The sequence below is a fragment of the Haloferax sp. AB510 genome, assembly GCF_024136985.1.
Taxonomy (GTDB): Archaea; Halobacteriota; Halobacteria; order Halobacteriales; family Haloferacaceae; genus Haloferax.
In genome coordinates, this window is record NZ_JAMYJY010000115.1 from 1 (window position 1) to 11,730 (window position 11,730).

Consider the following 11,730-nt stretch of genomic DNA (forward strand, 5'->3'; position numbering starts at 1 on the left):
GACTGCGACCGCTCGCAACACCGCGAGCGCGAGCTGTGTCCCGCTCCCGAGGCCGGCGTGTCGCGGCAGGACGCGCTCGACCGAGAGGTCGACGCCGTCGGCTCCGAGGAGTTCGACCGCCTGCTCGGCGTACTCGCGGGCGGCGGGATGCCGGCACCGAACCTCGGACGCGGGCTCGGCGGCGACGACCACCCGCGGCTCGTCGAGCGCGACGCCCACACCGCCGTAGAGGCGGTCGCGGGCGAGGCTCAGATTGAGGAAGCCGAAGTGGATGCGCGCGCCGGTCGAGACCCGAACCATGTTACCGGCTATCGGCGGGGACGCCAAAAGGGGGTTTCGACCATGGCAACGCGGGCCGGAGTCACCCGCCGCAGTCTGCCGGTTTCGACTCTGGTGGCAGGTGTCAGAAGAGGACCGAGTGTTCGAAAGCGCGGGGAGAACAGGTGTGAGCCGAACCGAAGCGGGGCCGGGAACTCCAGCGGGACCAGTCGCGTCGGAGCGACCGCGTTACGAGGTCGTTTCGTTCGTCGTCGTTTCGTTGGCGGTCGAATCAGTCGTCGTCTCGTTCGAGTCCGTGTCGGTCGTCGTCTCTTCGGACTCGTACGTCACCGTCACCTCGTCGGCGACGGGTTGGAGGACGTACTTGCCCGCGTTGCCGGCCTTGACGGGCGTGAAGTCGGCCGTGAACGTGGTCGTCTCGTCGGCGCGAATCTCGAAGGACCGCTCGAACTTCAGCGGGGCTGACCCGGGCACCTCGACGGTCGCGGCCGACCCGTCGGTGAGGGTCGCGTCGGTCTCCGACACCTCGACCTGCAGGAACTCGTAGGTGCCGGTCTCCAGTTCGAACTCCTCGACGAGCGCCGAGGCGTCGCCCTGCAGTTCGACGAGGTCGAGTGCTGTGCCGCCCGCGTCGAGCGACTTCGCCTCGCCGTCGGCGGGCTTGACGCGGACCGTCGAGACCGTCACGACGCAGGACTCGAAGTCGGCGATGTCGCCGGGCTTGTCGCTCACGCGGGTCGAGAGCGTCCCCGTCGTCGCGGACGCGGTGCCCATACACCCGGCGAGGCCGGCGGTGGTTGCGGCGGCGATTCCTGCGGCGGACGTGAGGAAGCGTCGTCTGGTGTGTGTCATTGGTGGGTGTCCGTGTGTCTGCGGGGCGTCGCGGCGCGAGTGAGCGGTCCGCGCGACGACTGGTGGGGAACCGCCGTCGCCCCGCGACGTCGTCCGCTCTGTACGCCGCGGTATTGAAGGGTGGAAACCGACGCGACGGCTTGCGGTCGTTGGCGCATGATTCGGCTCGAACGGCGTCGAATTTCGCCGAATTTCGTCGGAAAATAGGGAGGGGCCGCCGCCGATTGCGTAGGTGAGTAGCGACCGGTGTTCGACTCAGCGCACGCGACAGACGTTCCCGTTGGTCGGCGGGGCGCGGGCGGGCGACACCGCGTCCACGACGGGGAGGACGCTGAAGCCGGGCGACCCGCCGGTGGCGAACCCGATGGCGAACACCGTGTAGGTCCGGCCGCCTTCGAGCGTCGTCCCGGGGAGGTCGAGCACGACGCTCCCGTCCGACGAGAGGACGACCTGCAGGTCGTACGTCCCGGCGGGCACCGTCTCGTAGTGCGAGACGTCGCCGAACGCCAGCCCCGAAAACAGCGTCGGGCCGTCCTTGACGACGATGTCGACTTCGGGCGCGTCGGGCGAGAAGTGGCCGACTCGGAACCGCGCGTCACCCGCCGCGACGCCGCCGGGGCGTGCCGCCGCGGTCGTCGCACCGCCGGCGAGTAGCAGACCGGTCGCGCCGAGGCTCTTCAGCATCGTTCGTCGGGAGAAAGACGACATTTGCAACCGTCATGAAGGTCCACAAAGACATTAATATCCATTTAAATCAGGACTTGAAAAAAATCACTACGCCGAGACAGTCAGGCGTTTCTGACCGTCTCAGACGAGTTCTTCCGCGACCACGTCGACCGCGAGCAGGTTCGGGTCAATGGCGAGGTCGGCCTGCGCCGTGGCGAACTCCGGGAGGGAGTCGTAGGCGTAGGTCACGACGCGCACGTCGGGGTTCAGTTCCTTTGCCACCGAGATGGCCGTCGCGTCGTCCATATCGGTGAGCACGAACAGGTCGGCGTCCTCGATGCCGGCCTCGCCGAGCGAGTCGGCGGAGGCGATACCGCTGACGCGGACGACCGTCGCACCCTCGGTTTCGAGCGCCTCGCCGAGTCCGTCGGGGTCGGTCCCCGCGACGATTGCCGTCGTCATTCGTACTCGATGGTCGCCGGCGGTTTGTGGGTCACGTCGTAGACGACGCGGGCGACGTTCTCGTTCGTGCCGGTGATGCGCGACTGGATGCGCTGGAGGGTGTCCCACGGGAGTTCCTGCGCGCGGGCGGTCATGCCGTCGCGCGACTCCACGGAGCGGACCGAGACGATCCAGCCGTGGACGCGGTTGTCACCCTTGACGCCGGTACCCTTGCCGATGACGGCGGCGAACGCCTGCCACGGCTCGTGCTTTTCGGTCTCGTCTTCGACGACGTGACACGCGTCGCGGGCGACCTGCACCTTCTCGGGCGTGACTTCGCCGAGGACGCGGACCGCGAGGCCCGGCCCCGGGAACGGCATCCGCTCGGCGATGATGGACTCGAGGCCGAGCGCGCGGGCGACCTCGCGGACCTCGTCCTTGTAGAGGTCGCGGACGGGTTCGACGATGCCCTCGAAGTCAACCACGTCCGGCAGGCCACCGACGTTGTGGTGGGACTTGATGTTGCCCTCGGACTCGATGCGGTCGGGGTAGATGGTCCCCTGCACGAGGTACTGGGCGTCGGTCTCCTTCGCCTCGCGCTCGAACTCGCGGATGAACTGCTCGCCGATGACCTTGCGCTTTTCCTCGGGGTCGACGACGCCCTCGAGGGCGTCGAAGAATCGGTCTCGGGCGTCCACGACGCGGAGGCTCTCCATGAAGGAGAAGGTGTCCGCAATCTGCTCGGTCTCGCCTTTGCGCATCAGGCCGGTGTCGACGTAGACCGGGGTGAGCTGCTCGCCGACGGCCTCGTAGGCGAGCGTCGCGGCGACGGAGGAGTCCACGCCGCCCGAGAGGGCGATGATGGCGTGCTCGTCGCCGATTTGGTCACGAATCGATGCGGTCGCGTCTTCGATGAATTCGTCTACGTTTACCATTATGCTGTCACCTCTTCGTTGCCGAGTTCGCGCGCGTCGAGTTCGCCGAGGACCGCGCGGAGGAAGCCGAGGAACGGCGGGCTCGCGCGGTCGGGTCGAGAGCGGAACTCGGGGTGGAACTGCGTTCCGAAGAAGAACGGGTGGTTCGTCAGTTCGAGAATCTCCATGCGGTTTTCGGCGCGGCCGGAGAACCGGAGCCCCTCGGATTCGAGTTCGTCGATGAGTTCGGGGTTCACCTCGTAGCGGTGGCGGTGGCGCTCCGTACAGGAGGTGTCGCCGTACACCGCCTCCGCGAGCGTGCCGGCGTCAATGTCGGTGTCGTGCGCGCCGAGGCGCATCGTGCCGCCCATCTCGTCGACCTCGTACTGCTCGGGCAGAAGGTCGATGACGGGGTACGGCGTGTCGGGGTCGAGCTCGGCCGAGTGGGCGTCCTCGTGGCCGAGGACGTTCCGGGCCTGCTCGACGACGGCCATCTGGAAGCCCAGACAGAGGCCGAGGAAGGGGATGTCGTTCTCGCGGGCGTAGCGGATGGCTTCGATTTTGCCGCCGGTTCCGCGGGAGCCGAAGCCGCCGGGGACGACGACGCCGTCGGCGTCCTTCAGGCGCTCTTCGTGCTTGTCGAGCATCTCGTCGGAGTCGACCCAGAGGATGTTCACGTCGACGCCGCACTCGATGCCCGCGTGCTTGAGCGCCTCGTGAATTGACATGTAGGCGTCTTCGAGGGCGTACTTGCCGACGAGCGCGATGTCGACCGAGCCGGTCCGGTCGGCCGTGACGAGCTCGCGCCAGCGGTTGTCGCGGTCTTCCTTCGGCAGCGCCTCGTCGGCGATGCCGAGACGTTCCATGACGTACTCGTCGAGGCCCTCCTCTTCGACCATCAGCGGGACGTGGTAGATGTCCGGCACGTCGGGGTTGGAGAACACGGCGGCGTCCGGCACGTCGCAGAACTGCGCGATTTTGGTCTTCGTCGCCGGTTCGAGCTTGTCGTCGGCGCGGCCGACGAGGATGTCCGGCTGGAGGCCGATGCTCCGAAGCTCCTTGACCGAGTGTTGGGTGGGCTTCGTCTTCTGCTCGCCGTTCTTCGAGTAGGGGACGAGCGTGACGTGCGTGAACAGCACGTCGCCGTCTTCCTCCTCGGAAGCGAACTGGCGGAGCGATTCGAGGAACGGCATCGACTCGATGTCGCCGACGGTGCCGCCGACCTCGACGAGACACACGTCGGTGCCCTCGGCCGCCTCGCGGATGCGGCGCTTGATGTCCTCCGTGACGTGCGGGATAATCTGGACCGTCTTCCCGAGGTAGTCGCCGGCGCGCTCCTTCTGGATGACGTGCTGGTAGGTCTTGCCCGTCGTGATGTTGTGGTCGGCGGTCATGTCGATACCCAGGAACCGCTCGTAGTTCCCGAGGTCCAAGTCGACTTCAGCGCCGTCTTTCAGGACGTACACCTCCCCGTGCTCGTAGGGGTTCATGGTCCCGGCGTCGACGTTCAGGTACGGGTCTATCTTGACCGCGGTGACGTCGAACCCGGCGTTCTTCAGGAGTCGCCCGGTGCTCGCGGCCGTGATACCCTTCCCGAGGCCGGACATGACACCCCCGGTTACGAAAATGAACTTGCGCCCCATCTCTGGGTCGTATTCGTCCGTCGGCATACTGACCGTGTGCGAGCGTACTTCAAAACCATTTCGGAGGGAACATCGTGTGCCAGAGCACCGCACGCACTCGAATCCGAGAGAATCGCGCGATGGCGACGCGGCGACGACCGCGACGCGACGGCGTCCGCCCGGTCAGTCCAGCCTTTTAATGACTCGCGCCGGGTTGCCACCGACGACCACCGAGTCCGGCACGTCTTTCGTGACGACTGCGCCGGAGGCGACCACCACGTCGTCGCCGATGGTGACGCCGGGGTTGACGACCGCCCGCCCCCCGAGCCACGCGTTGTCGCCGATTGTCACCGGCTCGCCCGACTCGGGGCCCTTGATTCGCTCCGCGGCGTCGAGCGGGTGGGTCGCGGTGTAGACGTGGACGCCCGGCGCGAGCTGGCAGTTGTCGCCGATAGTGATGGGACACACGTCGAGGAAGACGCAGTCGAAGTTGGCGAAGAGGTTCTCGCCGACGCGGACGTTGTAGCCGTAGTCGCAGCGGAACGTCGGCTCGATTTCGAACGAGTCGCCGACCTCGCCGAACAGCTCTCGAATCAGCTCCTCGCGGCGCTCGGTCTGGGTCTCGTCGGTCTCGTTGAACAGGCGCGTGAGTCGGCGCGCGCGCTTTCGCTCCGCGACGAGTTCCGGGTCGCTCGCGTCGTACGGGTCGCCCGCGAGCATCTTCTCCTTCTCGGAGGGCATACCCGCGATAACTGGCGGGCCGGTGGTAAGTGTATCCACGCCTTCCGCAACCGCAGGATTTGACTCGCCCGCCCGCAACCGTCCGCCCATGAAGGACTTCCCGCGACTCGGCTTCGGGACGTACAAGCTCGAAGACCGCGACGAGTGCGTCGAGGCCGTGAAGACCGCCCTCGACGTTGGCTACCGCCACGTCGACACGGCCCAGATGTACCACAACGAGGAGTTCGTCGGCGAGGGGCTCGCCGAATCGGACGTAGACATCGACGACGTGTTCGTGGCGACGAAGCTCGACACCGACAACCTCGGCTACGACGACGTGCTGGAGACGGCCCGCGAGTCCGCCGAAAAGCTCGGCGTCGATACCATCGACCTGCTGTACGTCCACTGGCCGCTCGACAGCTACGACGAGGACGAGACGCTCGCGGCCCTCGACGAACTCGTCGAGGAGGGCGTCATCGAACACGTCGGCCTGAGCAACTTCCGACCCGACCAGCTCGAATCCGCCATCGAGACGCTCGACGCGCCGGTGTTCGCCCACCAGGTCGAGATGCACCCGATGCTCCAGCAGCGCGAACTCCGCGAGTTCGCCGCGGAACGCGGCCACCGTCTGGTCGCCTACTCGCCCATCGCGCGCAACCAGGTCGCCGACGAGGAGGTCATCGTCGACATCGCCGAGAAGCACGACGCCTCGCCGGCACAGGTCGCCCTCGCGTGGCTCATCGAGAAGGGCGCGACACCCATCCCGAAGGCCGCCTCGCCCGACCACATCCGCGACAACGTCGCCGCGCTCGACCTCGACCTCGACGACGAGGACGTGGCCGCCATCGACGACCTCGATTCGACCCACCGCATCGTCGACTTCGAGGAAGCGCCGTGGAACCACGCCTGAGCTGAGCCGACCTGCGCCCGGCCGACGGCCGCGACGCAGAAGCCTCCATTTTCGCCGCGTACGACCCCTCAGCGCCTCGCTTTCGCCGCCGCGAACACCCGACGGAATGGGACGTGCGACCCCGCCACAAACAGGGTGAACATATATGATGGACTCGGCCGTACTGCCGAATATGGCAACGGTGGTGGTGGTGTGCCCGCACTGTGGACAGCAAGTGGAATCGAGATACGAGGGCGACGCCGACTTCGACGGTGTCAGACAGCGATTAAAAAGCGAGTATCGCGTCGCGCGGCAGACCTGTCCGGTCTGTTCGAACCCGTACGACCTCCGTCGGGCCTAATCGGTCCCGGCGGCGCGGCGACGGAATCCTCGGCGGGTGGCCGAGGTCGTCGGCGTCGTGTTCGCGTTATCCCGTGTTCTTCATCCCGGCGGCGATGCCTTTGACGGTGAGCCGCAGGGTCTGTTCTTCCTCGTCGGTCCGGTGGGTCTGCGACAGCAGGTGCGTCTGCAGTAGGTTCAGCGGGTCGACGTAGGGGTTGCGGCGGCGGAGGCTCTCTTCGAGCCACTCGCGCTTCAGGAGACTGCTGCGCTCGCTGATGTCGAGCATGAGGTCCGCGGCGTCCTCGTACTCCTCGGTGAGGCGGGTGAAGAACTCCTCGCGGAGTTCCTCGTCGGCGAGGTTCGCGTACTCCGTGGCGATTTCGAGGTCGGTGCGCGCCAGCGCCATCGCGGCGTTGTCGAACGTGCTGCGGAAGAACGCCCACTCGTCGTACATCTCGCGGAGGTCGTCCATGTCGCCGCCGTCTTCGAGGAAGGCGTTGACGCCGGCGGCCAGCGAGTACCAGCCGGGGAGGATACACCGCGACTGGGTCCACGAGAACACCCACGGGATGGCGCGGAGGTCCTCGACGCTGCGCTCGTCGGACCGGGACGCCGGGCGGGAGCCGAGGTTGAGTTCCTCGATGACGGTGATGGGCGTCGCCTGCTCGAAGTAGGAGACGAAGCCGTCCGATTCGAGGAGGTCACGGTACTCCTCGCGCGCGGCGGCCGCCATGGTGTCCATGGCGTCGACCCAGCGGTCAGGCACCTCCTCTTCGGGCGTCCGAATCGCCTGCAGGCGGGCGCGAATCTGGGCGTTGAGCATCTGTTCGAGGTTCCGCTCCGCGATGCGCGGGTTGGCGTACTTCTCGGCGATGGCCTCGCCCTGCTCGGTGAACTTAATCTGCCCCGTGACGGTCTCGTTCGGGAGCGCGAGCATGGCTTCGTTCATCGGACCGCCGCCGCGGGAGATGGAGCCGCCGCGGCCGTGGAACAGCCGCATCGTCACGTCGAAGTCGTCGCAGATGTCGGCGAGGCGGCGCTGGTTCTTGTAGAGGTCCCAGTTGGCCGCGAGGAAGCCGTTTTCCTTGTTCGAGTCGGAGTAGCCCAGCATAATCTCCTGGACGTCGTTCCGGGCGGCGAGCGCCGTCCCGTAGGCTTCGTTCTCGAACAGCGTGCCCATGATGCGGCGTGCGCCGTTGAGCGCCGACTCGGTCTCGAGGAGCGGGACCACGTCGATGCCGCAGTGGTCGGGCAGGGAGACGACGCCCGCCTGGTCGGCGAGGAACAGCACTTCGAGGACGTGCGACGGCTCCTCGGTCATCGAGATGCAGTAGGTGTCGATAGCGCCGACGCCGTACTCGCGCTGCCACTCGCCGAGCTTTCGGAAGCGGCGGAGGACGCGCTCGGCCGTCTCCGACACGTCGCCGGGGTCTTCGAGGTCGACGACGGGTTCTTCCTGCAGAATCGCGTCCGTGAGGAGTTCGACGCGCTCCTCCTCCGAGCTACCGTAGTAGTCGAGGCCCTCGTGGGCGAGCGCCTCGTGGACGGCCTCGGTGTGGTTCTCCTGGTGGTCGCGGAGGTCGAGGCTGGCGAGAGTGAAGCCGAACGTGTCGACCTGCCGCATCAGGGGCTCGACGTACACGTCGGCGACCTGCGCCGCGCCGGTCCGCCGGAGGCTGGTGTCGATGACTTCGAGGTCGGCCAGTAGCTCGCTCTCGTCCGCGTAGCCGTTCGGACGTACGTCCTCGACGCGGCGGAGCCGCTCGCGCATCAGCTTGAGCTTCTGGCGGTACGGCTCGTTGGGGTAGCGCTCGTCGGCCTCGTCGGCGACGACGGGGAGCAGTTCGCGGTCTGCCTTCAGCGAGCGTTCGAGCTCGTGACCGGGGTCGATTCGTGTCGCGTCCTGACTCAGCACACCGGAGAGACGCTTGAGCGAGTCGCTGTACTTCTCGAGGGCGACGCTGCGCTGGCGTTCGAGCGTGTCTTCAGTCACCTCGGGCGTGACGAACGGGTTGCCGTCGCGGTCGGAGCCGGCCCACGAGCGGAACTCGAACAGCTTCGGCACGTCGAGGCTGGGGTACTCGGCGCGGAGCTCCTCTTCGAGTTCCTCGTACACCTCGCCGACCACGTCGAACAGGGTGTTTTCGAGGTACCACTGGACGTTGCGGGCCTCGTCGGTCGGCTCCGGGCGGCGGTCGCGGACCTGCGAGGTCTGCCAGAGGCTCGTCACCTCGGCGACGACGTGCCGCCACTCCTGGTCGTGTTCGAGGTCGGTGAGGCGGCGCTCGTCGAGCGTCTCCAGTCGGTTGGCGATGGATCGAAGCTTCGATTTCACCGTCTTGCGACGGGCCTCGGTCGGGTGCGCCGTGAACGTCGGCTCGATGAGCACGTCTTCGAGGACTCGTCCCAGAAGCTCCTCGTCGACCTCCTCGTCGTCCAGCGCGTCGAGCGTGTCGAGGATACCGTCTTCGAGCGTCCCCTCTTGGGACGCCTCGCGGATGACGCGAACGCGCTCGCGCTCCTCGGCGAGGTTGATGAGTTCGAAGTAGGTCGTGAACGCGCGGGCGACGACGCTCTCGCGTTCCGGTTCGAGCTCTCCGACCACGTCGTAGAGCCGCTCGCGCGACCCGGACTCGCCCTTCCGGTAGGCGATGGCCGCCTGCCGAAGCTCTTCGACCGTCTCGAACGACGCCGTCGACGTCTGCGCCTCGAGCACGTCCCCGAGCAACGCCCCAAGCTCGCGAACATCTTGTCGCACGTCTCTGGTGTGCAATCGCATCCTACTCGAATACGAGTACCGCATTCTAAAAGGCCACGAGTAACGCCGAAAATTTGCCCGGAAGTCGGTTCTAAACGAACGTTGCGAACGTTTTCGTCCAGTTTTCGACGACCGACGAATTCCGCGCGTTCGGACGGTCGGACCCCTTCGCTGGCGGCCGTTTCGTGGGGCGTACTACCACGGTGGATTCGTCACGCTTTTACTGGCCGCCTCGAAGGTGGGAGTATGAGCGATAGCGACAAGTACCCCGCCGATTCGGGTCGCCGTCGGTTCGTCAAGGGCGTCGTCGGGGGAGCGGCGCTCGCGGGCGTGGGAACGACAGGCGCGGCCGCCATCAACACCGCAACGTCATCCACCGGTACCGGTGGGGGGCCGACGCAGGCGTACGCCATCGAGAACACCGGCGGTCCCGCACCGCGCGGTATGCCACAGATCCCGATCGAGATCGACGACGAGGGCTACATCCGCGGCGTCTGGCCGGAGGTTCAGACTGTCACGCAGAACGGTGTGGAAGTCGACCTCGCCCTCACCGAGGACTACAAAGGGACGGGCGTCACCTACTCGCAGGACTGGTTCCAGTACTGCGGTGTGCAGACCTACGAGGGCCTGAACCCGACCTACGAGTCTGACAACTACTTCCGCTCCGACAGCGGCGGATACGACTGGCAGTCCGAGACGTACAGTTCCGGCGACCGCCTGAACGTCAACGACTTCGACGAGTACGAGACGTGGGGCAACGGCATCGGTCGGGCCGGCATCGGGATGCCCGCGACCGGCACCTGGCGCTCCGAGGGCGCCGAGAACACGATGCCGATTCAGGTGCTGCGCTCGACGCGCATCGAGGAGGCCGCACAGGACAACGAGTGGCTCGCCGCCTCGACGGACCAAGGAGTCATCGCGTGGCTCAACAAGTGTACCCACTTCTGCTGTGTCCCCGGCTACAAGCAGGCGGCCAGCTCCGCCACGTTCGGCGGCGAAAACGGTGTCTACTGCCAGTGCCACCAGTCCATCTACGACCCCTTCTCCATCGTCCAGACGCTGTTTACGGCGCTGCCGCGCCCGAGCGAGTAACGACCCTCGAAGCCGCCCTCCCGTTTCGAGTCCAACCGCGACGTGTTCCCGCCGTTTTCTCTTTTCCGACCCCCCGAACGGCCCGTTTCCGCTCCGACGAGTCGTTCGGTTCGAGCCCGTGGTCTCGTCCCCGTCTTCAGCACCATCTCCGTCTCCCGCCCCCGAGTGCCGACGGACCCGTCGCTCGCGGGATGGACGTCGAATCCGAGAATCGGTACTGTCGCGCCAGCGCTCTGACGCTCCGAGGCGTTAGCCGCCGCTGACCGGCGGGAAGAGCGCGAGTTCGTCGCCGGCGGCGGCTTCCTCGCCGAGCGCGGCGGCTTCACCGTTTCGCAGGACGTTGATGTGGTCGTACAGTTCGCCGTCGTCGCCGAACACCCGCGATTCGAGCGCCGGGTGCGCCCCGACGAGGGCGTCGAGCGCGTCGCCGACGGTGGCGTCGCCGTCGACGTCGACCCGAACGGTCCGCGCGCCGGTGACTTCCGCGAGGTCGGCGAACAGTTTCCACTCCATACACCCGTCTCGTCGCCCGGCGCTCATGAGGATTGCGCCCCGGACGACCGCGGCGCGTCGTCACCGGAGCCGCCGTTGTCGTCTCCGTCTCCGTCGCCTCCGCCGTCGGTTCGGCTCGTGTCGGTCGTCGCCCGGCGTTCGACCTTCCGGAGGACTTCCGGCCGGCCAACGACGTAGAGCGTGTCGCCGGCAACCAGTTCGCGTCCCCGGCCGGGAATCGCGTCCACCGGGCGGTTCGCCGACCTGATGGCGACGACGGTCGTGTCCACGTCCGAAACTGTCAGTCCGTCGAGGTCGGCACCCGGCGCGACGGTCGTGACCGCCATCGTCTCGTCGGCGTTCCGGAGGAGCGATGCGAACTCGCGGTCGACGTGGGGGTCTGCGGGGAGCGTCACGAGACGGTACTGCTCGCCGCTCGTCAGGCGGTCGGCGTCCTCCTCGTCGAGGGCGACGGTCGCCACGTCGTCTGCGACGCCGCGGAGTTCGCCGAAAGCGACGCGGGTCGGGGCGGCCGGGGCGGCCGGGGCGTCGGTGCCGCCGTCGGACAGCGACCCAGAACCGCCCGGAGGCGTCTCGGTCGTCGGTTCGGCGGACTCGGCCGGTTCAGTCGTGTCGGTCGCCCCGCGACGGCATCGCCCGACG

Annotated in this window: 11 protein-coding genes and 2 pseudogenes; 3 read left to right on the plus strand and 10 right to left on the minus strand. The window is 67.2% G+C overall.

The genetic code is table 11. The annotated features are described in order from the left end of the window. From NKF06_RS17320 to NKF06_RS17350, 7 genes and pseudogenes are all read right to left on the minus strand, one after another. Positions 1-300, minus strand: a pseudogene (locus NKF06_RS17320) (GHMP kinase); the annotation flags it as partial. Between the two features lie 207 nt (positions 301-507). After that, a complete protein-coding gene (locus NKF06_RS17325) occupies positions 508-1,131 on the minus strand; it encodes a DUF4382 domain-containing protein (protein ID WP_253246124.1) in 624 nt (207 codons plus the stop codon). Between the two features lie 255 nt (positions 1,132-1,386). Beyond that, positions 1,387-1,815 (minus strand): DUF4397 domain-containing protein, encoded by a 429-nt coding sequence (locus NKF06_RS17330; protein ID WP_253246125.1) that lies wholly within the window; start codon positions 1,813-1,815, stop codon positions 1,387-1,389. Between the two features lie 123 nt (positions 1,816-1,938). Continuing rightward, complete coding sequence (locus tag NKF06_RS17335) at positions 1,939-2,259, minus strand: NAD-binding protein (RefSeq protein WP_058569113.1); 321 nt, start codon at positions 2,257-2,259, stop codon at positions 1,939-1,941. Then, positions 2,256-3,173: a glutamine-hydrolyzing GMP synthase gene (gene guaA, locus NKF06_RS17340; RefSeq protein WP_004974798.1), complete on the minus strand. Its 918-nt coding sequence runs from the start codon at positions 3,171-3,173 to the stop codon at positions 2,256-2,258. The genes NKF06_RS17335 and guaA overlap by 4 nt, the downstream gene beginning before the upstream one ends. Beyond that, positions 3,173-4,822 carry a CTP synthase (glutamine hydrolyzing) gene (pyrG, locus tag NKF06_RS17345; RefSeq protein WP_253246126.1) on the minus strand — a complete coding sequence of 550 codons (1,650 nt, stop codon included), beginning with the start codon at positions 4,820-4,822 and terminating at the stop codon, positions 3,173-3,175. The genes guaA and pyrG overlap by 1 nt, the downstream gene beginning before the upstream one ends. A 135-nt stretch (positions 4,823-4,957) precedes the next feature. Then, positions 4,958-5,515 carry a maltose acetyltransferase domain-containing protein gene (locus NKF06_RS17350; RefSeq protein WP_253246127.1) on the minus strand — a complete coding sequence of 186 codons (558 nt, stop codon included), beginning with the start codon at positions 5,513-5,515 and terminating at the stop codon, positions 4,958-4,960. Between the two features lie 88 nt (positions 5,516-5,603). Here NKF06_RS17350 and NKF06_RS17355 point away from each other — a divergent pair, with 88 nt between their 5' ends. After that, complete coding sequence (locus tag NKF06_RS17355; protein ID WP_058828464.1) at positions 5,604-6,404, plus strand: aldo/keto reductase; 801 nt, start codon at positions 5,604-5,606, stop codon at positions 6,402-6,404. A 172-nt stretch (positions 6,405-6,576) separates the two neighbouring features. After that, complete coding sequence (locus NKF06_RS17360) at positions 6,577-6,744, plus strand: hypothetical protein (RefSeq protein WP_155821702.1); 168 nt, start codon at positions 6,577-6,579, stop codon at positions 6,742-6,744. A gap of 66 nt (positions 6,745-6,810) precedes the next feature. Here NKF06_RS17360 and ppc read toward each other — a convergent pair whose 3' ends face one another. After that, positions 6,811-9,504, minus strand: a complete 2,694-nt coding sequence (gene ppc / locus NKF06_RS17365; RefSeq protein WP_253246128.1) for a phosphoenolpyruvate carboxylase — start codon at positions 9,502-9,504, stop codon at positions 6,811-6,813. Positions 9,505-9,729: 225 nt separating this feature from the next. On the opposite strand from ppc, the gene NKF06_RS17370 reads away from it, so the two are divergent. Then, entirely contained in the window at positions 9,730-10,575 is an 846-nt protein-coding gene (locus tag NKF06_RS17370; RefSeq protein WP_253246129.1) for a ubiquinol-cytochrome c reductase iron-sulfur subunit, read from the plus strand. 249 nt (positions 10,576-10,824) lie between these two features. Here NKF06_RS17370 and samp1 read toward each other — a convergent pair whose 3' ends face one another. Then, positions 10,825-11,088 carry a ubiquitin-like modifier protein SAMP1 gene (gene samp1 / locus NKF06_RS17375; RefSeq protein WP_058828467.1) on the minus strand — a complete coding sequence of 88 codons (264 nt, stop codon included), beginning with the start codon at positions 11,086-11,088 and terminating at the stop codon, positions 10,825-10,827. A gap of 23 nt (positions 11,089-11,111) precedes the next feature. Then, positions 11,112-11,730: pseudogene (locus tag NKF06_RS17380) on the minus strand (potassium transporter TrkA); the annotation flags it as partial.